22 protein-coding genes and 1 riboswitch are annotated in these 21773 nt (G+C 60.2%); of the genes, 19 read left to right on the top strand and 3 right to left on the bottom strand.

Annotated elements, in window-relative coordinates; genetic code table 11:
* The first annotated feature begins 254 nt into the window (after nt 1-254).
* From leuS to lipA, 13 genes are all read left to right on the top strand, one after another.
* Entirely contained in the window at nt 255-2837 is a 2583-nt protein-coding gene (gene leuS / locus AC6BYQ_RS11445; protein ID WP_498056892.1) for a leucine--tRNA ligase, read from the top strand.
* A 14-nt stretch (nt 2838-2851) separates the two neighbouring features.
* Nucleotides 2852-3412 carry an LPS assembly lipoprotein LptE gene (gene lptE, locus AC6BYQ_RS11440; RefSeq protein WP_498056891.1) on the top strand — a complete coding sequence of 187 codons (561 nt, stop codon included), beginning with the start codon at nt 2852-2854 and terminating at the stop codon, nt 3410-3412.
* Entirely contained in the window at nt 3409-4443 is a 1035-nt protein-coding gene (holA, locus tag AC6BYQ_RS11435; protein WP_019454082.1) for a DNA polymerase III subunit delta, read from the top strand. Before lptE ends, holA begins: the two co-directional genes overlap by 4 nt.
* Nucleotides 4433-5095: a nicotinate-nucleotide adenylyltransferase gene (gene nadD / locus AC6BYQ_RS11430; RefSeq protein ID WP_498056890.1), complete on the top strand. Its 663-nt coding sequence runs from the start codon at nt 4433-4435 to the stop codon at nt 5093-5095. The genes holA and nadD overlap by 11 nt, the downstream gene beginning before the upstream one ends.
* Before the next feature lie 194 nt (nt 5096-5289).
* Entirely contained in the window at nt 5290-5607 is a 318-nt protein-coding gene (gene rsfS, locus AC6BYQ_RS11425; protein ID WP_016928774.1) for a ribosome silencing factor, read from the top strand.
* A gap of 3 nt (nt 5608-5610) precedes the next feature.
* Nucleotides 5611-6081, top strand: coding sequence for a 23S rRNA (pseudouridine(1915)-N(3))-methyltransferase RlmH (rlmH, locus tag AC6BYQ_RS11420; protein WP_004940002.1), 471 nt, complete (start codon nt 5611-5613; stop codon nt 6079-6081).
* A 38-nt stretch (nt 6082-6119) separates the two neighbouring features.
* Nucleotides 6120-8015, top strand: coding sequence for a peptidoglycan DD-transpeptidase MrdA (gene mrdA / locus AC6BYQ_RS11415; RefSeq protein WP_019454084.1), 1896 nt, complete (start codon nt 6120-6122; stop codon nt 8013-8015).
* Nucleotides 8016-8023: 8 nt separating this feature from the next.
* Nucleotides 8024-9136, top strand: a complete 1113-nt coding sequence (gene mrdB / locus AC6BYQ_RS11410; RefSeq protein ID WP_004940006.1) for a peptidoglycan glycosyltransferase MrdB — start codon at nt 8024-8026, stop codon at nt 9134-9136.
* Between the two features lie 10 nt (nt 9137-9146).
* Nucleotides 9147-10232: an endolytic peptidoglycan transglycosylase RlpA gene (gene rlpA / locus AC6BYQ_RS11405; RefSeq protein WP_019454085.1), complete on the top strand. Its 1086-nt coding sequence runs from the start codon at nt 9147-9149 to the stop codon at nt 10230-10232.
* A gap of 180 nt (nt 10233-10412) precedes the next feature.
* Nucleotides 10413-11624, top strand: coding sequence for a D-alanyl-D-alanine carboxypeptidase DacA (gene dacA, locus AC6BYQ_RS11400; RefSeq protein WP_019454086.1), 1212 nt, complete (start codon nt 10413-10415; stop codon nt 11622-11624).
* A 104-nt stretch (nt 11625-11728) separates the two neighbouring features.
* Nucleotides 11729-11995 (top strand): DUF493 family protein YbeD, encoded by a 267-nt coding sequence (gene ybeD / locus AC6BYQ_RS11395; protein WP_004940012.1) that lies wholly within the window; start codon nt 11729-11731, stop codon nt 11993-11995.
* 134 nt (nt 11996-12129) lie between these two features.
* A complete protein-coding gene (gene lipB, locus AC6BYQ_RS11390) occupies nt 12130-12798 on the top strand; it encodes a lipoyl(octanoyl) transferase LipB (RefSeq protein ID WP_025160045.1) in 669 nt (222 codons plus the stop codon).
* Nucleotides 12791-13756: a lipoyl synthase gene (gene lipA, locus AC6BYQ_RS11385; RefSeq protein ID WP_025301835.1), complete on the top strand. Its 966-nt coding sequence runs from the start codon at nt 12791-12793 to the stop codon at nt 13754-13756. The genes lipB and lipA overlap by 8 nt, the downstream gene beginning before the upstream one ends.
* Before the next feature lie 94 nt (nt 13757-13850).
* Here the strand turns inward: lipA and tatA are convergent, their stop codons facing one another.
* A complete protein-coding gene (gene tatA / locus AC6BYQ_RS11380) occupies nt 13851-14069 on the bottom strand; it encodes a Sec-independent protein translocase subunit TatA (protein ID WP_019454089.1) in 219 nt (72 codons plus the stop codon).
* A gap of 218 nt (nt 14070-14287) precedes the next feature.
* Here tatA and AC6BYQ_RS11375 point away from each other — a divergent pair, with 218 nt between their 5' ends.
* Nucleotides 14288-15355, top strand: a complete 1068-nt coding sequence (locus AC6BYQ_RS11375) for a diguanylate cyclase (RefSeq protein WP_498056889.1) — start codon at nt 14288-14290, stop codon at nt 15353-15355.
* Nucleotide 15356: 1 nt separating this feature from the next.
* Here the strand turns inward: AC6BYQ_RS11375 and AC6BYQ_RS11370 are convergent, their stop codons facing one another.
* Nucleotides 15357-15785 (bottom strand): GNAT family N-acetyltransferase, encoded by a 429-nt coding sequence (locus tag AC6BYQ_RS11370; protein WP_025160047.1) that lies wholly within the window; start codon nt 15783-15785, stop codon nt 15357-15359.
* 83 nt (nt 15786-15868) lie between these two features.
* Nucleotides 15869-15931, top strand: a riboswitch (Fluoride riboswitch).
* Nucleotides 15932-16010: 79 nt separating this feature from the next.
* Here AC6BYQ_RS11370 and crcB point away from each other — a divergent pair.
* The 3 genes from crcB (at nt 16011) to AC6BYQ_RS11355 (ending at nt 18476) form a co-directional block, all read left to right on the top strand.
* The gene (gene crcB / locus AC6BYQ_RS11365) at nt 16011-16394 is read left to right on the top strand and encodes a fluoride efflux transporter CrcB (RefSeq protein ID WP_498056888.1); all 384 of its coding nucleotides are present in this window, start codon (nt 16011-16013) and stop codon (nt 16392-16394) included.
* 288 nt (nt 16395-16682) lie between these two features.
* A complete protein-coding gene (locus AC6BYQ_RS11360; RefSeq protein WP_063918885.1) occupies nt 16683-17279 on the top strand; it encodes a TetR/AcrR family transcriptional regulator in 597 nt (198 codons plus the stop codon).
* A 6-nt stretch (nt 17280-17285) separates the two neighbouring features.
* The gene (locus AC6BYQ_RS11355; protein ID WP_019454094.1) at nt 17286-18476 is read left to right on the top strand and encodes a multidrug effflux MFS transporter; all 1191 of its coding nucleotides are present in this window, start codon (nt 17286-17288) and stop codon (nt 18474-18476) included.
* Between the two features lie 57 nt (nt 18477-18533).
* On the opposite strand, the gene cspE is transcribed toward AC6BYQ_RS11355, so the two are convergent.
* The gene (gene cspE, locus AC6BYQ_RS11350; protein ID WP_004940030.1) at nt 18534-18743 is read right to left on the bottom strand and encodes a transcription antiterminator/RNA stability regulator CspE; all 210 of its coding nucleotides are present in this window, start codon (nt 18741-18743) and stop codon (nt 18534-18536) included.
* 345 nt (nt 18744-19088) lie between these two features.
* Between cspE and AC6BYQ_RS11345 the strand changes: the two genes are divergently transcribed.
* A complete protein-coding gene (locus AC6BYQ_RS11345) occupies nt 19089-20252 on the top strand; it encodes a M20 peptidase aminoacylase family protein (protein WP_498056887.1) in 1164 nt (387 codons plus the stop codon).
* A gap of 189 nt (nt 20253-20441) precedes the next feature.
* Complete coding sequence (locus AC6BYQ_RS11340) at nt 20442-21767, top strand: LLM class flavin-dependent oxidoreductase (RefSeq protein ID WP_154747756.1); 1326 nt, start codon at nt 20442-20444, stop codon at nt 21765-21767.
* Nucleotides 21768-21773: the final 6 nt, after the last annotated feature.

Raw genomic sequence — 21773 nt, 5'->3', positions numbered from 1 at the left:
TGGCTGTAGGGATACCCCTAAGCTACTTGTTCTTATTTTAGCCGTAAATGACTGATGTCACTTGGCAAGACGCGGGATCCGCAGGTTGTGAGCCGCGTCATGGCGGCGTTTTTTTTAAATGCGCCGAGTCAGGCGCTTGGAGTTGTTGCCGGGAGGTCTTATCAGCTATGCTATGCGGATCTACGAATACTAAATGTTCATTGCGTTGCCTCTGACCGGGGCAACGGTTTACACCTACAGGACCACCGGCCGCCATGCAAGAGCAATACCGTCCAGAAGACATAGAATCGAACGTACAGCTTCACTGGCAAGAGAAGCAGACTTTCAAAGTTACCGAAGACGACAGCAAGGAAAAGTACTACTGCCTATCCATGCTGCCTTACCCGTCCGGCCGACTGCACATGGGCCACGTTCGTAACTACACTATCGGCGACGTGATCTCGCGCTATCAGCGCATGCTGGGCAAAAACGTACTGCAGCCGATCGGCTGGGATGCGTTCGGCCTGCCGGCGGAAGGCGCAGCGGTGAAAAACAACACCGCGCCTGCCCCGTGGACCTACGACAACATCGAATACATGAAGAATCAGCTGAAACTGCTGGGCTTCGGCTATGACTGGGATCGCGAAATCGCCACCTGCCAGCCGGAATACTACCGCTGGGAACAGTGGTTCTTCACCAAGCTGTATGAAAAAGGCCTGGTCTACAAGAAGACCTCGGCGGTGAACTGGTGCCCGCACGATCTGACCGTGCTGGCCAACGAACAGGTTATCGACGGCTGCTGCTGGCGCTGCGACACCAAGGTCGAGCGTAAAGAGATCCCGCAGTGGTTCATCAAAATCACCGCCTACGCCGATCAGCTGCTGAACGATCTGGACACGCTGGAAAGCTGGCCGGAGCAGGTGAAAACCATGCAGCGCAACTGGATTGGCCGCTCCGAAGGCGTGGAAATCACCTTCGACGTGGCGGACAGCGAAGAGAAGCTGACGGTTTACACCACCCGCCCGGACACCTTCATGGGCGCCACCTACGTGGCGGTCGCCGCGGGCCACCCGCTGGCGCAACAGGGCGCGCGCAACAACCCGGCGCTGACCGAGTTCATCGACGAATGCCGCAACACCAAAGTCGCCGAAGCCGAAATGGCGACGATGGAGAAGAAAGGCATGCCAACCGGCCTGTTCGTTGTCCATCCGCTGAGCGGCGAGAAGCTGCCGGTGTGGGTCGCCAACTTCGTGCTGATGGAATACGGCACCGGCGCCGTGATGGCGGTACCGGCGCACGACCAGCGCGACTGGGAATTCGCCACCAAATACGATCTGCCGATCAAGCCGGTGATCCTGAACCTCGACGGCAGCCAGCCTGACGTGAGCGCCGAAGCGATGACCGACAAAGGCGCGCTGTTCAATTCCGGCGAGTTCGACGGCCTCGATAATGAAGCGGGCTTCAACGCCATCGCCGACAAACTGGTCGCCAAGGGCGTGGGCCAGCGTAAGGTCAACTACCGTCTGCGCGACTGGGGCGTTTCCCGTCAGCGTTACTGGGGTGCGCCAATCCCGATGGTGACGCTGGAAGACGGCACCGTAATGCCGACGCCGGAAGACCAGCTGCCGGTGATCCTGCCGGAAGACGTGGTCATGGACGGCATCACCAGCCCGATCAAGGCCGACCCTGAGTGGGCGAAAACCACCGTCAACGGCCAGCCGGCGCTGCGCGAAACCGACACCTTCGACACCTTTATGGAGTCCTCCTGGTACTACGCACGCTACACCTGCCCGCAGTATGACCAGGGCATGCTGGATCCGGCCGCCGCCAACTACTGGCTGCCGGTCGATCAATATATCGGCGGCATCGAACACGCCATCATGCACCTGATGTACTTCCGCTTCTTCCACAAGCTGATGCGCGATGCGGGCCTGGTGGATTCGGACGAGCCGGCCAAACGTCTGCTGTGTCAGGGCATGGTGCTGGCCGACGCCTTCTACTACACCGGCAACAGCGGCGAGCGCGTCTGGGTATCCCCGGTTGACGCCACCGTCGAGCGCGACGACAAGGGCCGCATCACCAAGGCCACCGATCCGCAAGGCCGTGAACTGGTCTATGCTGGCATGAGCAAAATGTCGAAGTCGAAGAACAACGGCATCGACCCGCAGGAGATGGTGGAAAAATACGGCGCGGACACCGTGCGTCTGTTCATGATGTTCGCTTCACCGGCAGAAATGACGCTGGAGTGGCAGGAATCCGGCGTGGAAGGGGCGAACCGCTTCCTGAAACGCGTGTGGAAACTGGCCTACGATCACGTGGAAAAAGGCGCGGTACAGCCGCTGGACGTGACGGCGCTGAACGAAGATCAGAAAGCGCTGCGCCGCGATCTGCACAAAACCATCGCCAAGGTGACCGATGATATCGGCCGCCGTCAGACCTTCAACACCGCGATCGCCGCCGTGATGGAGCTGATGAACAAACTGGCCCGCGCGCCGCAGGAGAGCGAGCAGGATCGCGCGCTGCTGCAGGAAGCGCTGCTGGCCGTAGTTCGCATGCTCTATCCGTTCACCCCGCACGTGTGCTTCACCCTGTGGCAGGCGCTGGGCGGCGAAGGCGACGTGGACACCGCGCCATGGCCGGTTGCCGACGAGCAGGCGATGGTCGAAGACTCCAAGCTGGTGGTGGTGCAGGTGAACGGCAAGGTTCGCGCTAAAATCACCGTATCTGCCGATGCGACCGAAGAGCAGGTGCGCGCGCGCGCTGCCGAAGAGCATCTGGTGGCTAAATATCTGGACGGCGTCACGATTCGCAAAGTGATCTACGTTCCGGGCAAACTGCTTAACCTGGTTGTGGGTTAACACAAGGAGGAGTTGTGCGACAACGTATTCTGACGCTGTTGCTGGGGTTGGCGGTGCTGGTCACCGCCGGCTGCGGTTTTCACCTGCGTGGCACCACGCAGGTGCCTGATGAAATGAAAACGCTGATCCTGGACAGTTCGGATCCTTATGGTCCGTTGACGCGCGCGGTGCGTGAGCAGCTGCGCCTGAACGACGTGACTATCGTCAGCAATCCGAAGCGTAAAGACGTGCCTTCGCTGCGCATCATCGGCGCGACGGAAAGCCAGGATACCGCCTCGATCTTCCAGGACGGTAAAACCGCCGAGTACCAGCTGGTGCTGACCGTACAGGCGCAGGTGCTGATCCCGGGTCATGACCTGTATCCGCTGTCGGTGAAAGTGTTCCGTTCGTTCTTCGACAACCCGCTGAGCGCGCTGGCCAAGGACTCCGAACAGGAGATCATTCGCCAGGAAATGCGTGAGCAGGCGGCGCAACAACTGGTGCGCAAACTGCTGGCCGTGCATGCGGCGGAAGAAGAGAACCGGCAGAAAGCCGCTGCCGCCGGCGAACGAGCGGCAAGCCAAACCGCACAATGATCCGCATTTACCCGGAACAACTTGCCGCGCAGCTCCGAGAGGGGCTGCGCGCTTGTTATTTATTGAGCGGCAATGAACCGCTGCTGCTGCAGGAAAGCCAGGATTTACTCCGGCAGGCCGCGCAACAGCAGCAGTTCAGCGAGCACTACAGCATTTCCCTCGACGCCCATACCGACTGGGACGCCATCTTCGGCATCTGCCAGGCGATGAGCCTGTTCGCCAGCCGCCAGACGCTGCTGCTGATCTTCCCGGAAAACGGCCCGACGGCGCCGATCGGCGAGCAGTTGAGCAAACTCGCCACGCTGCTGCACGACGATATTCTGCTGATCCTGCGCGGCCCGCGCCTCACCAAAGCGCAGGAAAACAGCGCCTGGTTCAAGGCGCTCAGCCCGCACGGTGCCCTCGTCAGTTGCCAGACGCCGGAACAGGCGCAGCTGCCGCGCTGGGTCGCCGCACGCGCCAAAGCGATGAAGCTGGAGTTGGACGACGCCGCCAATCAGCTGCTGTGCTACTGCTACGAAGGTAACCTGCTGGCGCTGTCGCAGGCGTTGGAGCGGCTGTCGCTGCTGCACCCGGACGGCAAGCTCACGCTGCCGCGCGTCGAACAGGCGGTGAACGACGCCGCCCACTTCACGCCGTTCCACTGGCTGGACGCCCTGCTGGCCGGCAAGAGCAAGCGCGCCTGGCATATTCTGCAGCAGCTGCAGCAAGAGGACGTGGAGCCGGTGATCCTGCTACGCACTCTGCAGCGCGAACTGCTGCTGTTGCTGACGCTGCAGCGCCGCATGGCGTCTGCGCCGCTGCGCACGCTGTTCGATCAGCACAAGGTCTGGCAGAACCGCCGCCCGCTGGTGACCCAGGCGTTGCAACGTCTGTCCGGCCCCCAGTTGCAGCAGGCGGTACAGCTGCTGACGCAAATCGAGCTGACGCTCAAGCAGGACTATGGCCAGTCGGTCTGGCCGGAACTGGAAACCCTGTCGATGCTGCTGTGCGGCAAACCCCTGGCCACGAGTTTTACCGATGCCCACTAATCCGGAACACCCCACCGTATTGCACGCGCTGTTCGGCGGCACCTTTGACCCGATCCACTATGGCCATCTGCGGCCGGTTGAGGCGCTGGCCGCCGAAGTGGGCCTGAATCGCGTCACGCTGCTGCCTAACCACGTGCCGCCGCACCGCCCGCAGCCGGAGGCCAATGCGCAGCAGCGCCTGAAGATGGTCGAGTTGGCGATCGCCGGCAACCCGCTGTTTGCGGTCAACGATCGCGAACTGCACCGCACCACCCCCTCCTACACCATCGAGACGTTGGAAACGATTCGTAAAGAGCGTGGCGCCGCCCAGCCGCTGGCGTTTATTATTGGCCAGGACTCGCTGCTGACGCTGCATAAATGGCACCGCTGGCAGGCGCTGCTGGACGTCTGTCATTTGCTGGTGCTGGCGCGCCCAGGCTATAACGATCGCATGGACACGCCGGAGCTGCAGCAGTGGCTGGAACGCCACCGCACCGCCGACCCGGCGCTGCTCAGCCGCCGCCCGCACGGCCATATCTACCTGGCCGATACGCCGGAGCTGGAAATTTCCGCCACCGAGATCCGCCAGCGCCGCCATCAGGGCCTCAACTGCGACGACCTGCTGCCCCGCTCGGTGCAGCGCTATATCGAGTTGCAGGGTTTATATCGCTAGCGAAAGGTGCGTGATATACTGCGCCGCTATTTTTCAGGTATCCGCTGAAAACCCCGGAAACCTTAGCTGGCCGGGCAGTCACCAGTTAGCTGGCTTTCAGCGGCAGCCTGCCGAAACCATTATCCGGTTACGCCGCAGCGCGCGCATTTTGCCCGCCGCAGCCGACTGAACAGAACACACCCGAGGGGGAACCTTTGCAAGGTAAAGCGCTCCAAGATTTCGTCATCGATAAAATCGATGACCTGAAAGGCCAAGACATTATCGCTCTGGACGTACAGGGCAAATCCAGCATCACCGATTGCATGATCATCTGCACCGGCACCTCGACGCGTCACGTTATGTCGATCGCCAGCCACGTGGTGCAGGAATCCCGTGCCGCAGGCATGGAACTGTACGGCATGAAAGGCCAGGAAGCCTCCGACTGGATCGTGGTCGATCTGGGCGAAGTGATCGTGCACGTGATGCAAGAAGAGAGCCGTCGCCTGTACGAGCTGGAAAAACTCTGGAGCTAAGCGGTGAAACTGCAATTGGTGGCGGTCGGCACCAAAATGCCAGACTGGGTGCAAACCGGCTTTATGGATTACCTGCACCGCTTTCCCAAAGATATGCCGTTTGAGCTGACCGAGATCCCGGCGGGCAAACGCGGCAAAAACGCCGACATCAAACGCATTCTGGACAAGGAAGGCGAACAGATGCTGGCGGCGGTGGGCAAAGGCAACCGCATCGTTACGCTGGATATCCCAGGCACACCGTGGGAAACGCCGCAGCTGGCGCAGCAGCTTGAACGCTGGAAGCAGGATGGCCGCAACGTCAGCTTGCTGATCGGTGGCCCGGAAGGGCTGGCGCCCGCCTGCAAAGCCGCTGCCGAGCAGAGCTGGTCACTTTCTCCGTTGACACTGCCGCATCCTTTGGTGCGCGTTCTGGTGGCCGAAAGCCTCTACCGCGCCTGGAGTATTACTACAAATCATCCTTACCACCGGGAATAGCCGGTGGTGACCGTGACAGAGTGAAATAAAGCAGCGGGATGAAAATAGAACGTAACCCTTTTCGCGACTATACGGCTGAATCCGCCCTGTTTGTACGCCGCGCCCTGGTGGCGTTCTTGGTCATCCTGGTGCTGTCCGGCATCCTGATCGCCAACCTGTATAATCTGCAAGTGGTCCGCGTCGAGGATTACCGCACCCGCTCCAACGAAAACCGCATCAAGCTGGTGCCCATCGCGCCCAGCCGCGGCATTATCTACGATCGCAACGGCACCCCGCTGGCGCTCAACCGCACCATTTACCAGCTGGAGCTGATGCCTGAAAAAGTCGACGATCTCAAAGCCACGCTGCAGGCGCTGCGCCCGGTGGTCGATCTGACCGACGACGACATCACCAATTTCGAAAAAGAGCGCAAGCGCTCGCGCCGTTTCGTCTCGATTCCGGTGAAAACCGCGCTGACCGAAGTACAGGTCGCCCGCTTTGCGGTCAATCAATTCCGCTTTCCCGGCGTGGAAGTGAAAGGCTACCAGCGCCGCTACTACCCTTACGGTTCCGCCCTCACCCACGTTACCGGCTACGTGTCGAAGATCAACGACCGTGACGTCGAGCGCCTGGACAAAGACGGCAAGCTGGCCAACTACGCCGCCACCCACGATATCGGCAAGCTGGGCATCGAACGCTACTACGAAGACACGCTGCACGGCAAAACCGGCTATGAAGAGGTCGAGGTCAACAACCGCGGCCGGGTGATCCGCCAGCTGCACGAGCAGCCGCCTTCCGCCGGTCAGGACGTTTACCTGACGCTCGATCTCAACCTGCAGCGCTATATCGAACAGCTGCTGGTCGGCAGCCGCGCCGCCGTGGTGGTGAGCGATCCGCGCACCGGCGCCATCCTGGCGATGGTGTCTAACCCGAGCTACGATCCGAACCTGTTCGTCGACGGCATTTCCAGCAAGGACTATCAGGGGCTGCTGAACGATCCGAATCGCCCGCTGATCAACCGCGCTACGCAAGGGGTCTACCCACCCGCCTCGACGGTGAAACCTTACATCGCGGTGTCGGCGCTGAGCGCCGGAGTGATCACCAAGAATACCGTGGTGTTCGATCCCGGCTGGTGGCAACTGCCCGGCTCGGAAAAACGCTTCCGCGACTGGAAAAAATGGGGCCACGGCCGCCTGAACGTCACCAAGGCGCTGGAAGAATCCGCAGATACCTACTTCTATCAGGTCGCCTATGACATGGGGATCGATCGGCTGTCGAGCTGGCTGACCAAATTCGGTTACGGCCAGTACACCGGCATCGATCTGGCCGAAGAGCGCTCCGGCCTGATGCCGACGCGCGAATGGAAGCTGAAACGCTATAAGAAACCGTGGTATCAGGGCGACACCATTCCGGTGGGCATCGGCCAGGGTTACTGGACCGCCACGCCGATCCAGATGGCCAAGGCGCTGAACACCCTGATCAACGATGGCACGGTCAAAACGCCGCACCTGCTGCAGAGTACCCGCGTCAACGGCGCGCTGGTGCCGTTCAAACAGGAAGAAGACACGCAGATCGGCGATATTCACTCCGGCTTCTGGGAAATCGCCAAAGACGGCATGTACGGTGTGGCCAACCGTCCGAACGGGACGGCGCGCAAATACTTTGCGGACGCACCTTATAAAGCCGCGGCGAAATCGGGCACCGCACAGGTCTTCGGTTACGAAACCTACAACGCCCACAAACTGGCGGAACACCTGCGCGATCACAAGCTGATGACCGCCTTCGCGCCGTTCAACAACCCGACGGTGTCGGTCGCCATCATCCTGGAAAACGGCGGCTCCGGTCCGGCGGTGGGCACCATCACCCGCCAGATCCTCGACCACATCATGCTGGGCGACAACAATACGCAATTGCCAAGCGAGGCTCCGCTGCCGCCTGGCGTAGAAGGTGACTAAGGTAGAACATGACTGAAAGCCAACAAAAAGGCTCGATCTGGACCAAAATCCACATCGACCCGACGTTCCTGCTGCTGATCCTGGCCCTGCTGGTCTACAGCGCCTTCGTGATGTGGAGCGCCAGCGGCCAGGACATCGGCATGATGGAGCGCAAGATCGGGCAGATCGTCATGGGGCTGATCGTGATGGCCGTCATGGCGCAGATCCCGCCGCGCGTCTACGAAAGCTGGGCGCCCTATCTGTATATCTTCTGCGTGATTTTGCTGATCCTGGTGGACGCCTTCGGGCAGATCAGTAAAGGCGCCCAACGCTGGCTGGATCTCGGCGTGGTGCGCTTCCAGCCGTCGGAAATCGCCAAGATCGCCGTGCCGCTGATGGTGGCGCGCTTTATGAACCGCGACGTCTGCCCGCCTTCACTGAAAAACACCGCCATCGCGCTGGTGCTGATCTTCCTGCCGACGCTGCTGGTGGCCGCGCAGCCAGATCTGGGCACGTCTATCCTGATCGCCGCCTCCGGCCTGTTCGTGTTGTTCCTGTCCGGCATGAGCTGGAAGCTGATCGCCGTCGCCGCCGTCGCGCTGGCGGCCTTTATCCCGGTGCTGTGGTTCTTCCTGATGCACGGCTATCAACGCGACCGCGTAATGATGCTGCTCGATCCGGAGAGCGACCCGCTCGGCGCCGGATACCACATTATTCAATCGAAGATCGCCATCGGCTCCGGCGGCCTGTCCGGCAAGGGTTGGCTGCACGGCACCCAGTCGCAGCTGGAGTTCCTGCCGGAGCGCCATACCGACTTTATCTTCGCCGTTCTGGCCGAAGAGCTGGGGTTGATCGGGGTGTTGGTGCTGCTGGCGCTCTACCTGCTGGTGATCATTCGCGGGCTGATGATCGCCGCCAAGGCGCAAACCACCTTCGGCCGCGTGATGGTCGGCGGCTTGATGCTGATTTTATTCGTTTATGTCTTTGTTAACATCGGTATGGTCAGTGGCATTTTGCCGGTAGTTGGCGTACCTTTGCCTCTGGTCAGTTACGGGGGTTCGGCGCTGATAGTGTTGATGGCCGGTTTCGGCATCATCATGTCGATCCACACGCATCGGAAAATGCTGTCTAAAAGTTTATAAGAGGTGAGTAATGCGTAAGGAATGGCTTTGGATCGGCGTCGCGGCGGTGTTGCTCTCCGCCTGTACCGCCCCGACCACGGAACAGCAGGCGCCACAGCAGCCGTACAACGGCCCGGTGGTGGAAATCGGTGGCGTCGAGCCTCAATATGAACCCTATAACCCTAATAACATGCAGGATTATAAGGTTAATGGCGATACTTACCGCATCGTAAAAGATCCGCAGAACTTCTCGCAGACCGGCCTGGCGGCCTGGTACGGCGAAGAAGCCAACGGCAACACCACGGCGCTGGGCGAGCAGTTCGATCCTAACGGCCTGACCGCGGCGCACCCGACCCTGCCGATCCCTAGCTATGTGCGCGTCACCAACCTGGCCAACGGCCGTCAGCTGGTGGTACGCGTCAACGATCGCGGGCCTTATACCAAAGGCCGCATCATCGATCTGTCGAAAGCCGCCGCCGACCGCCTCAACCTGTCCAACAACACCAAGGTCAAGGTAGATTTCATCAACGTGGCGCCGGATGGCACGCTGAGCGGCCCTGGCACCATCGGCACCATCGTGGCGAAACAGAGCTACGCCCTGCCGGCGCGCCCGGATCTCGGCTCCAGCGGCATGGGCACCCCGATCCAGCAGGACGTGCCGGTCGCCAGCGGCGCGGCGGTGCGCCCGATCGATAACAGCACTCTGCGCACCGACGACAATGCCCCAGCCGCCGGCGGCAACGCCGCAAACGGCCGCGGTGGTTTCCTCGGCGCGCCAAGCGCAGTACCGGCCGGCGTGCTGGAAGGCTCCGAGCCTGAAGCCGCTTCGGTGGCCGCACCGGTTGCGGCCGGCGCCACCGCCGCTGCCGGCATGGCTGCAGCCTCTTCCTCAGGCGGTTACGTGGTGCAGGTCGGCGCGCTGAGCAGCGCCGAGCGCGCCCAAAGCTGGCAGCAAAGCCTGAGCCAGCAGTTTGGCGTCCCAGGCAAAGTGGCGGCCAACGGCAACGTTTATCGCGTTCAGCTCGGTCCGTTCAGCAGCCGTCAGCAGGCCGCCCAGCTGCAACAACGCCTGGCCAGCGAAGCGCAACAACAGTCTTTCGTTACTGCTGCACCCTGAGCATTAAGCCCGGCGGGCATTCACGGCCGATAAGCGGTTATTTAGCTGAAACATTTTCTTGCAGCTAAAAGTGCACTAACCGCAATTAGGCAGATGAATGGGTAATGCCTGCCGGGATCGCATCTGCTATAGTGTGGCTCGTTTTTTAACTTTACTTTCACGGATGTTGTAGTCCCGATCATGAAACAAGTAACTTCTTTTCGCTTAATCAAGAGCATCGCATTCGGCACCGTTATCGCAATGGGCGCAGCCTCCGTCGCGCATGCCGATGACGTTAACCTCAAAACCATGATCCCAGGTGTCCCGCAGATCGATGCGGAAGCGTACATCCTGATTGATTACAACTCCGGCAAAGTGCTGGCCGAGATGAACGCCGACGCACGTCGCGATCCGGCCAGCCTGACCAAAATGATGACCAGCTACGTCATCGGCCAGGCGCTGAAAGCCGGCAAAATCGGCCAGGACGACATGGTGACCGTCGGCCAGGACGCCTGGGCGACCGGCAACCCGGTGTTCAAAGGCTCCTCGCTGATGTTCCTGAAGCCAGGCGATCGCGTGCCGGTCTCCAAACTGACCCGCGGCATCAACCTGCAGTCCGGTAACGACGCCTGCGTGGCGATGGCCGACTACGTTGCCGGCAGCCAGGACGCGTTCGTCAACCTGATGAACACCTACGTCAACAAGCTGGGCCTGCAGAACACCCACTTCCAGACGGTGCACGGCCTGGATGCCCAAGGGCAATACAGCTCGGCGCGCGACATGGCGTTGATCGGCCAGGCGCTGATCCGTGACGTACCGGACGAATACGCGATTTATAAAGAAAAAGAGTTCACCTTCAACAATATCCGCCAGATGAACCGCAACGGTCTGCTGTGGGACACCAGCCTGAACGTCGACGGCATCAAAACCGGCCACACCGACGCGGCGGGTTACAACCTGGTGGCTTCGGCGACCGAAGGCCAGATGCGTCTGATCTCCGCCGTGCTGGGTGGCCGCACCTACAAAGGACGTGAAACCGAGAGCAAGAAACTGCTGACCTGGGGCTTCCGCTTCTTTGAAACCGTGGCGCCACTGAAAGTCGGTAAAGAGTTCGCCTCCGAGCCGGTCTGGTTCGGCGACGCCGATCGCGTTGAGCTGGGCGTGGACAAAGACGTCTACCTGACCATCCCGCGTGGCCGCATGAAAGATCTGAAGGCCAGCTATGTGCTGAACACGCCGGAAATTCACGCGCCGCTGGCGAAAAATCAGGTGGTCGGCACCATCAACTTCCAACTGGACGGCAAAACCATCGATCAGCGTCCGCTGGTGGTGATGAACGAAGTGAAAGAAGGTGGTTTCTTCAGCCGCATCGTGGACTATATCAAACTGATGTTCCACCACTGGTTCGGTTAACGGTTGAAACGGGCAAAATTGCCCCCATATACTGAATAACATTAACTCCCGCCCCGGCGGGAGTTATAATTTATAGATTAGCTAGCACTCTGGAGCGCACGCACATGCAAAAAACTAAACTGAACGAACTGCTCGAATTCCCTTGCTCGTTTACCTACAAGGTGATGGGCCTGGCGCAGCCTGAGCTGGTTGACCAGGTAGTTGAAGTGGTGCAGCGCCATGCACCGGGCGATTACAACCCGCAGGTTAAGCCAAGCAGCAAAGGCAACTACCACTCCGTCTCCATCACCATCAACGCCACTCACATCGAGCAGGTCGAAACCCTGTACGAAGAGTTGGGCAACATTGAAATTGTTCGCATGGTGCTGTAATTCCAGCATAAACCCCTGCTTATCAACCCGGGATGGCGCAGCGTCTTCCCGGGTTGCGCATTTTTGGTCAGCGAAAGGCTGGTCGCAGGCCGGAGCGCCCGGTATAATGGCTTTACCACTTCTGTAACCTGACGATGACTCTTTTGCAACCAGACAAGATCATTTTGCGTCAGCTGGGGTTGCAGCCCTACGCGCCTGTATCCCAAGCCATGCATAACTTCACCGACGGTCGTACCGAGAGCACGCCGGACGAACTGTGGCTGGTGCAGCATCACCCGGTGTTCACCCAGGGCCAGGCCGGCAAAGCCGAGCACGTACTGATGCCCGGCGATATCCCGGTTGTCCAGAGCGATCGCGGCGGCCAGGTGACCTATCACGGGCCGGGCCAGCAGGTGATGTACGTGATGGTCGATCTGAAACGCAGCAAGGTCGGCGTACGCCAATTGGTCACGGCGATAGAAGATACGGTTATCAACACCCTCGCCCACTTCCGTCTCGAATCGCGCGCCCGCCCGGATGCGCCGGGCGTGTACGTGGGGGAGCAGAAAATCTGTTCGTTGGGTTTGCGGATCCGCAAAGGCAGCTCATTCCACGGCCTTGCCCTGAATGTGGCGATGGATCTCAGCCCTTTCCAACGCATCAACCCTTGCGGTTACGCCGGCATGCAGATGACGCAGGTCAGCGCGCTGGCGCCCGGCGTTGGCATTGAAGACATACACCCAATCCTGGTACAGGAATTTGTTCATTTACTCGGCTACCAGACGGTCGAGCTTCGTAACTGGAACCTGCACGATTATGAGTAAACCAATTCAGATGGAACGCGGCGTCAAATACCGCGATGCTGACAAAATGGCGCTGATCCCGGTCAAAACGGTGGTCACCGAACGGCAGGAGCTGTTGCGTAAACCCGAGTGGATGAAGATCAAACTGCCTGCCGACTCAACGCGCATTCAGGGCATCAAAGCCGCGATGCGCAAGAACGGCCTGCACTCCGTCTGTGAGGAAGCCTCGTGCCCTAACCTGTCCGAGTGCTTCAACCACGGCACCGCCACCTTTATGATCCTCGGCGCCATCTGTACCCGCCGCTGCCCGTTCTGCGACGTGGCCCACGGCCGCCCGATCGCGCCGGACGCCAACGAGCCGGAAAAGTTGGCGCAAACCATCGCCGACATGGCGCTGCGTTACGTGGTGATCACCTCGGTCGACCGCGACGATCTGCGCGACGGCGGTGCTCAGCACTTTGCCGACTGCATCTCGGCCATCCGCGCCAAGAGCCCGAACATCAAAATCGAAACGCTGGTGCCGGACTTCCGCGGCCGTATGGACCGCGCGCTGGAAATCCTCACCGCCACGCCGCCGGACGTGTTCAACCACAACCTGGAAAACGTGCCGCGCGTATACCGCCAGGTGCGCCCGGGCGCCAACTACGAGTGGTCGCTGAAGCTGCTCGAACGCTTTAAAGAAGCGCACCCGGATATCCCGACCAAGTCCGGCCTGATGGTCGGCCTTGGGGAAACCAATGCGGAAATCGTCGAAGTGATGCGCGATCTGCGTCGCCACGGCGTGACCATGCTGACGCTGGGTCAATACCTGCAGCCAAGCCGTCACCACCTGCCGGTGCAACGCTACGTCAGCCCGGCCGAGTTTGACGAGATGAAAGAAGAAGCGATGGCGATGGGCTTCACCCACGCCGCCTGCGGTCCGTTCGTGCGTTCGTCTTACCACGCCGATCTGCAGGCCAAAGGGATGGAAGTGAAATAACGCGTAATAGTTTGTTACGCTAAAGACGGCGGAAACGCCAAAAAACGGATGTCCGCAAGGCATCCGTTTTTTTATTGCGCGCCATCAGACGGGATTAAACGTCTTTCTTTTCGACACTCTGCTGAGCGGATTGGCTCTCGGCGGCGTTGTTGCCGGCGGCCGGCGGTGGCGTGCTGTCGTCGCCCACGGCTTTTTTAAAGCCTTTCAGCGCCGCGCCAAGATCGGCGCCGAGCGTGCGCAGTTTGCTGGTGCCGAACAGTAAAATCACCAACACCGCAATCACCAGAAGTTTGGTAATGCTGATACCTTCCATACTCACCTTCTTATCATAGAGCGCTGCGTGAACAGCGAGAAAAACTGACCTTGCCTGCGAATATTTAGCGACTTTCCCCCGGCTCGCACAACCGCAACATGTAACAGAGTGAGATCCGTCGCAGGAATGCCACACGGTTTCACGGCGTGAATACCAGACTATTCTTAGTTTATCACCCGCATGATACGCTGCCGTGAGACTCATCAGGGAGATGCCGGATGTATATTGCCCCACCCATTTTCGATGCCCGAAAATCCGGCCTCAGCTTCGCCAAGCGCTCCTATCTGCCCCGCGTGGCCGGTTTGGGACTTGGCTTTATCTGCGTCTGCGCCGCGCTCTACCCGCTGGCTCCGCCAACGGCAGTCTGGCTGTTGCTGGCCTTTCACGGCTTTCTCTGGCCGCATCTCGCCTACCGCCTGGCCTGCCGCGCCAAAGATCCGTTCAAAGCCGAAATTCGCAACCTGTTGATCGACTCCGCTTTCGGCGGCGTCTGGGCGGCGATGATGGCGTTCAATGCGCTGCCTGCGATTGTCATCCTGTCGATGATGAGCATGAACAACATCGCCTCGGCCGGCAAAACGCTGTTTGTGAAAGGATTGATGATTCAGCTGGCCGCCGCGGCGATCGCCGGCGCGCTGCTCGGTTTCCCGTTTCACCCGCAAAGCACCCCGCTGCAAATCTATCTGTGCCTGCCGATGATCTATCTGTATCCAACGCTGCTTGGTTTGGTGACCTACCGCACCGCCAAGCGGCTGGCGGAAAAGAAACAGGAGCTGCAGCGCATCAGCACCCGCGATGGGCTGACCGGTTTGTACAATCGCCGCCACTGGGAGCATCTGCTGCATCGCCAGTTTGACAGCTGCCGCCGCTATCAGGACAGCGCCACGCTGATTCTGATGGACATCGATCGCTTCAAAACCATCAACGACACCTTCGGCCATGCGCTGGGGGACGAAGCCCTGGCGGCGCTGGCGGAAGAGCTGCTGATCGGCTTGCGCAACGTGGATATCGTCGGGCGTTACGGCGGGGACGAATTTGGCGCGGTACTACCGAACACCAACGCCGAACAGGCGGCAACCGTCCTGCAGCGCATTCAGCAACGGCTGGACGCCGTCAGCTTCAAAGAGGCGCCGCAGCTACGGCTGCAGATCAGCGCCGGCATCGCCAACTACCACCCCGAGTTGGGCGGTTATCTGGACTGGCTGAAAGCCGCCGACGGCGCGCTCTACCGGGCGAAGCAAAACGGCCGCAACCGGCTGGAAACGGCGACGCCGACGGGTGGCTAGCTTACTGACTTAATAGCTTGGCAAAATACTTTGGCGCTTCGACAAAGCCTTCGCGCCGATAAAACGCATGGGCCCGCTCGCGGCGGCTGTGGCAATGAACTTCCAACCGATCGCAGCCGCGACGGTGCGCCAACGCCTCGCCCTCCGCCAACAGCAACCGCCCTACGCCCGCGCCGCGCGCCCGATCGTCGACGCAAAAATAGCTGATGCGGGCAATATCGCCGGCCAACGCCAGCTGAGGCAAAAAATGCAGCGACAACACGCCCAGCACTTGCTCCTCCTCCACCGCCACCAGCAGCGCCTCATCCGGATGCGCCAACAGTTGCTGCATTCGCTGCGTCAGAAACGCCTCGGTGCCGGGATAATCCAGCGCCGTCATTAATTCGGCGATAGCGTGCCGGTCGCTCAGACGCGCCGTTCTGATTTCCATCCGTTTTACCTCGCAGAGTGTCGATACTACAAAATAGGCGGCTTTAGGTGTAACATCCAACGGGTACGGCGAAAAAGGCCGTGCGGCACGCTGGAGATGACATTCCTCCCTAACCGCCTTCACAGGCTGATGATGTCTACGTAACCTCTCGGAGAGAGGCGCGTAGCGTTACGCCTGTCCCTTTCCGAGTCCCGTGAATTTCTCTGATTGAAAGGTAGTTGCCCCATGTTGAGTTCTTTACTGGCCGTATTTATCGGCGGCGGCGTCGGCAGCGTACTGCGCTGGGCGGTAAGCATGAAAATGAATCCGTTGAACGCCCACATTCCGCTCGGTACGCTGATGGTCAATCTGGTCGGCGGTTTTATCATCGGCCTGGCGATGGCGATTTTCACCCGCATGACGTACCTGGATCCCACCTGGAAATTGCTGATCACCACCGGGTTTTGCGGCGGCTTGACCACCTTCTCTACCTTTTCGCTGGAGGTGGTGTACCTGATGCAGGATGGCCGCTTCGGCTGGGCATTGGCCAATATGCTGCTCAACCTGGCCGGTTCGCTGGCGATGACGCTGCTGGCTTTCATGCTGGTCATGTGGGTCAACGGGCGCTAAGTCCTTAATGTTTCCTTAATCTTGCATGCGCATAATCTCATCCAGTACCCCTGACTGGATGAGAAACCGCTATGTTTAGCCTGCCGAAAACCGCCGCCGAAGCGATCGCCGTTGCGCTGTGCGTGCTGATCGTCGCCGCCTTTATCAAATCTTACCTGTTCGCTTAAACGCCTTTTCCCGCAGCACGCGTTCATCTTGCACCCTTCCCGTCGGTTGCACTACAATTGAGAATGAACGTTCACACCCAAAAATGTGAACCCGGCTCACGCGTAGCAAAGGATCGGGCAGATGCTCTCCCCCAACGACACTAAACAGGCCAAGGTGCAGGCGCGCCGCGATCAGATCGTCGAAGCGGCGAAAATCAGCTTCCGTCGCCACGGTTTCCACGCCGCCAGCATGGCGGAAATCGCCCAGGGCTCACAGCTCAGCGTCGGCCAAATCTATCGCTATTTCGCCAATAAAGACGCGATTATCGAGGAGATCGTCAACCGCATCATCGCCAACAAGATGCAGCGCCTGGAAAACCTTGGCGATCACATCAATCTGATCGCCGGCGTGCTGGCGGCGCGCACGCTGTTCCAGCAGCCGGGCGAGAGCGAAACCGACCACATGCTGATGCTGGAAGTGACCGCCGAGGCCACGCGCAATCCGGTGGTGGCCAAAATGCTCAGCGACGCTGAAGCGCGGCTGTTTCGCCACGTGTGCCACAACCTGCAGCGGCTGTATCCCCATTTCAGCGCGGAAGAGATCGCCGCGCGGGTGGAGTTTATCGCCGTCATGAGCGAAGGCACCGGTTACCGGATCCTTACCACGCAAAAAGCCGATGCGTCCCTGCTGCGCGATCTGTATCAGCAGGCCATTTCTCATCTGTTCAGGAAATCCTAATCTCTCATGACCAAACACTTAGCCAGACAACGTCTGGTGTACGCCGTCGTGCTTGGCCTGTTGGCCGCGCTGGGGCCGCTGTGCACCGATCTCTACCTGCCCGCCCTGCCGGAGATGGCAGGCGAGCTGAATACCTCCACCGCCGCCGCGCAGCTCAGTCTGACCACCGGGCTGCTCGGTCTGGGCGTCGGCCAGCTGATTTTCGGCCCTTACAGCGACAAACTGGGCCGCATGCGCCCGCTGCTGCTGTCGCTGATCCTGCTGCTGGGCGCTTCGCTGTGGTGTGCGCTGGCGCCCACCATCGACCAGTTGCTGATCGCCCGTCTGCTGCAGGGCATCGCCGGCGCCGGTGGGGCGGTGATTTCCCGCGCCATCGCCCGCGATCTGTATGCCGGGCATGAGCTGACCCGCTTCTTCGCCTTGCTGATGCTGGTCAACGGCCTGGCGCCGATCGTCGCGCCGGTGCTGGGCGGCGTCATGCTGCAGGTGATGAACTGGCGCGGCATCTTCGGCGTGCTGGCGGCCATCGCGGTGCTGCTGTTCAGCCTGTCGGCGCTGAAGCTACGCGAATCCCTGCCGGTCGAGCGCCGCAGCCAGGGCGGCATCCTGGCGATGCTGATGTCGCTGGGCAGTCTGTTGACCCAGCGCTATTTCATGGGGCTGTGCCTGACGCAGGGCTTCGTGATGGCCGGCATGTTCGCCTATATCGGCGCCTCGCCTTTCGTCTTGCAGCAGATCTACGGCCTCAGCCCGCAGATGTTCAGCCTGTGCTTCGCCATTAACGGCGTCGGGCTGATCATTGCAGCGCAGCTGGCCAGCCGCCTCAGTTCTCGTTGGGGTGAGCGCCGGGTGTTGAAGAGCGGGCTGACGCTGGCAGCCGTCGCGTCGCTGTTGCTGCTGTTGGCCGCCGCGCTGCACGCGCCGCTGGTATTGCTGCTGGTGCCGCTGTTCTTCTCGGTGGCGGTGATCGGCATCGTCGGCCCGACCGCCTCTTCGCTGGCGATGCAAAGCCAGGGTGACAAAGCGGGCAGCGCCTCAGCCTTGATCGGCGTGTGCATGTTCGCGCTCGGCGCCTGCGCCGTGCCGCTCACCGGGCTGGGCGGCACCTCGAGCCTGTCGATGGCGCTGACCATCGTCGGCTGCTACGCCGTCGCCATCCTGCTGTTCAGCCTGTTGGCCCGCCGCAGCGAAGCATAATGCGCCCAATAAAAAACCCGCTCAATGAGCGGGTTTTAAGAAATTCAGCTACACAGCTTAGATAGCAGTAACGTTAGCGGCAGATGGGCCTTTGGCACCGTTCGTGATTTCAAATTCTACACGCTGGCCTTCAGCAAGCGTTTTGAAACCGTTGCTAACGATGGCAGAGAAGTGAACGAAAACGTCCTTGCTACCATCTTCCGGAGTAATGAAACCGAAGCCTTTGGATTCATTAAACCACTTAACGCTACCTTTAATCTTAGACATCAAACTTACCTTTAACGTGAATGAAAGACACAAAACCTGTGTCGATCACAGTACAGCAAGCAGGCAGGATTTTGTCCACCACCGCGATCACAGAAATCCGATAAAGAGTGAAAAAATCCGTGTTGCCCGGTGTAAATTGATTGCACCGGTTGCGATAAGTTACCGTTTCAGGTCAATCCTCTTCAGGCGCCGGCAAACAACGAGCGAACGCCCAAACTTGCCCATTTCTCCATCGTTGACGCCCCCGTGCAGACGCAATCGCTATGAAATATAACCAGATGGTCTTTTTGCTTCGGCACCCGCTGCACTAGGGTTAGGGTTTATTTCCCACTGTGAGCCAAGCCTATGACCAGCCAGTTGGCAGACAAAATTATCGCCTATCGGCGTGAGCTTCACCAAAACCCCGAGCTTTCCAATCACGAATTCGCCACCACCGCCCGGCTGACTCGCTGGCTGCAAGAGGCGGGCATTCGCCTGCTGCCGTTGGCGCTGAAAACCGGCGTCGTGGCGGAGATCGGCAGCGGCAAAGGGCCGATCATCGCGCTGCGCGGCGACATTGACGCGCTGCCGATCGACGAGATCGCCGATGTGCCCTTCAGTTCGCAAAACCGCGGCGTGATGCACGCCTGCGGCCACGACTTTCACACTTCGGTGATGCTCGGCGCCGCACACCTGCTGAAAGCGCGCGAGGCCGAGCTACCCGGCACGGTGCGCATCTTCTTCCAGCCGGCGGAAGAGACCTTCAACGGCGCCCGGCACCTGATCGACGCCGGCGTGCTGGATAACGTCGCGGCGGTGTTTGGCCTGCACAATGCGCCGGAACTGCCCACCGGCACCTTCGCCACCCGCGCCGGGCCGTTTTACGCCAACGTCGATCGTTTCCAGATCCAGATCACCGGCAAAGGCGCCCACGCCGCCAAACCGGAACAGGGCGTCGACACCATCGTCACCGCCAGCCAGATCGTCGGCGCGCTGCAGACGCTGCCCAGCCGCAGCTTCAGCTCGCTGGAATCGCTGGTGGTGAGCGTGACGCGCATCGAAGGCGGCAATACCTGGAACGTACTGCCGCAAACCGTGGAGCTGGAAGGCACGGTGCGCACCCACAGCGACGCGGTGCGCCGCCAGGTGCCGGACAAGATTCGTCAGGTGATCGACGGCGTCGCCGCCGCGCTGGGTGCCCAGGCTGAACTGCACTGGCAGCCGGGGCCGCCGGCGGTGATCAACGACGCGCATTGGGCGGCATTCAGCAAAACCGTCGCCGCCGAGGCCGGTTACCGGGTTGAAGAGGCGGAACTGCAGATGGGCGGCGAAGATTTCGCGCTTTATCTGCACCATGTTCCAGGCGTGTTTGTCAGCATCGGATCCGCCAGCGAGTTCGGCTTGCATCATCCGCGTTTCAATCCCGATGAACGCGCTCTGTTCCCGGCGGCGCAATATTTCACGCTGCTGGCGGAACGCACGCTGCAACAATTAACCACCGCGCCGGAAAAAGCCCTCAGCAACGCCTGAATAACAACAAATATTATTTCCCCGACGCTGCTGATGCCGCGCCGGGGATTATTATTTTCGCCTACCGTGATATTTGCCGTTTTCAACATTTGAATATGCTGTTTTGTTGTTTTACATCCCGCCGCCGCTCATCAATAGTGGACTCATCAGACACTGCGCGCCTCTGCGGCGCATGATGGGATAATCACGATGAGCAACAGCGCGAATAATCAACGTCAATTACGGCTGGGCGCCATTCTGCATGGCGCGTCGGGAAATATGTCCGCCTGGCGCCACCCGGACGCTACTGCCGACGCCAGCATCAACCTCGAATTTAATATCGCCACGGCGAAAAAAGCCGAGCAGGGAAAATTCGATTTCGTGTTTGTCGCCGATGGCTTATATATCAACGAAAAATCCATTCCGCATTTTCTTAATCGCTTCGAACCATTGACCCTATTGGCCGCGCTGTCTGCCGCCACCGACAAAATTGGCCTGGTGGGCACCCTCTCCACCTCCTACAGCGATCCGTTCACCGTCGCCCGTCAGTTCGCCAGCCTCGATCACCTGAGCAACGGCCGCGCCGGCTGGAACGTGGTGACCTCGCCGCTGGAAGGCTCAGCCAAAAACTTCTCGCGCGCCGAACACCCGGAACACAGCCTGCGTTACCGCATCGCCGATGAGTTTCTCGATGTCGCCAAAGGACTGTGGGACTCCTGGGAAGAGGACGCCTTCGTGCGCAACAAAGCCAGCGGCGAATTCTTCCGTGCCGGGAAACTGCACACCCTCAACCACCAGGGTGAGTTCTTCTCGGTACAAGGGCCGCTGAACATCGGCCGCACGCCGCAAGGCCGCCCGATTCTGTTCCAGGCCGGCGCTTCTGAAGACGGCAAACGCCTGGCGGCCAGGCACGCCGATGCGATTTTCACCCATCACGACACGCTGGAACAGGCGCAGGATTTCTATCAGGACGTGAAACGGCAACTGGTGGAACAAGGGCGCGAACCTGACGATCTGCGTATCTTCCAGGGCGTCAGCGTGATCGTCGGCGACGACGACGCGGACGTCGAGCGCCAGTATCAGGAGACCGCTCGCCTGGTCAGCATCGAAAACGCCCTCAACTATCTTGGCCGCTACTTCGAACATTACGACTTCGCTCGCCATCCGCTGGATGCCCCGTTCCCGGACATCGGCGATTTGGGGCAAAACAGCTTCCGCAGCACCACCGACGCGATCAAGCGCAACGCCCGTGAGCGTAACCTCACGCTGCGCCAGGTGGCGCTGGAAGCCGCCTCGCCGCGCCCGGTGTTCAGCGGCACGCCGGAAGCGGTGGCCGACGGCCTGCAGCGCTGGTTCGACAGCGAAGCCGCCGATGGCTTCATCATCAGCGGCGGTACGCCCAACGCTTTCGGTCACTTCGTCGAGCGGGTGGTGCCCGTCCTGCAGCGGCGCGGCCTGTTCCGCCAAGCGTACCGCGGCGACACGCTGCGCGAACACCTGGGCCTGAAACGCCCATTGAACAGATTCACCCAATAATAAGAT

The organism is Serratia sp. LTN-2, from assembly GCF_059740205.1.
The sequence above is the reverse complement of the archived record's forward strand: the minus strand, read 5'-3'. Positions and strand labels throughout refer to the sequence as shown.

Bases quoted from the DNA above. Each gene is read 5' to 3' on its own strand.
- leuS (WP_498056892.1), top strand. From the start codon at position 255: ATGCAAGAGCAATACCGTCCAGAAGACATAGAATCGAACGTACAGCTT.
- holA (WP_019454082.1), top strand. From the start codon at position 3,409: ATGATCCGCATTTACCCGGAACAACTTGCCGCGCAGCTCCGAGAGGGG.
- nadD (WP_498056890.1), top strand. From the start codon at position 4,433: ATGCCCACTAATCCGGAACACCCCACCGTATTGCACGCGCTGTTCGGC.
- mrdA (WP_019454084.1), top strand. From the start codon at position 6,120: ATGAAAATAGAACGTAACCCTTTTCGCGACTATACGGCTGAATCCGCC.
- mrdB (WP_004940006.1), top strand. From the start codon at position 8,024: ATGACTGAAAGCCAACAAAAAGGCTCGATCTGGACCAAAATCCACATC.
- rlpA (WP_019454085.1), top strand. From the start codon at position 9,147: ATGCGTAAGGAATGGCTTTGGATCGGCGTCGCGGCGGTGTTGCTCTCC.
- dacA (WP_019454086.1), top strand. From the start codon at position 10,413: ATGAAACAAGTAACTTCTTTTCGCTTAATCAAGAGCATCGCATTCGGC.
- ybeD (WP_004940012.1), top strand. From the start codon at position 11,729: ATGCAAAAAACTAAACTGAACGAACTGCTCGAATTCCCTTGCTCGTTT.
- lipB (WP_025160045.1), top strand. From the start codon at position 12,130: ATGACTCTTTTGCAACCAGACAAGATCATTTTGCGTCAGCTGGGGTTG.
- lipA (WP_025301835.1), top strand. From the start codon at position 12,791: ATGAGTAAACCAATTCAGATGGAACGCGGCGTCAAATACCGCGATGCT.
- tatA (WP_019454089.1), bottom strand. From the start codon at position 14,069: ATGGAAGGTATCAGCATTACCAAACTTCTGGTGATTGCGGTGTTGGTG.
- AC6BYQ_RS11375 (WP_498056889.1), top strand. From the start codon at position 14,288: ATGTATATTGCCCCACCCATTTTCGATGCCCGAAAATCCGGCCTCAGC.
- AC6BYQ_RS11370 (WP_025160047.1), bottom strand. From the start codon at position 15,785: ATGGAAATCAGAACGGCGCGTCTGAGCGACCGGCACGCTATCGCCGAA.
- crcB (WP_498056888.1), top strand. From the start codon at position 16,011: ATGTTGAGTTCTTTACTGGCCGTATTTATCGGCGGCGGCGTCGGCAGC.
- AC6BYQ_RS11360 (WP_063918885.1), top strand. From the start codon at position 16,683: ATGCTCTCCCCCAACGACACTAAACAGGCCAAGGTGCAGGCGCGCCGC.
- AC6BYQ_RS11355 (WP_019454094.1), top strand. From the start codon at position 17,286: ATGACCAAACACTTAGCCAGACAACGTCTGGTGTACGCCGTCGTGCTT.
- cspE (WP_004940030.1), bottom strand. From the start codon at position 18,743: ATGTCTAAGATTAAAGGTAGCGTTAAGTGGTTTAATGAATCCAAAGGC.
- AC6BYQ_RS11345 (WP_498056887.1), top strand. From the start codon at position 19,089: ATGACCAGCCAGTTGGCAGACAAAATTATCGCCTATCGGCGTGAGCTT.
- AC6BYQ_RS11340 (WP_154747756.1), top strand. From the start codon at position 20,442: ATGAGCAACAGCGCGAATAATCAACGTCAATTACGGCTGGGCGCCATT.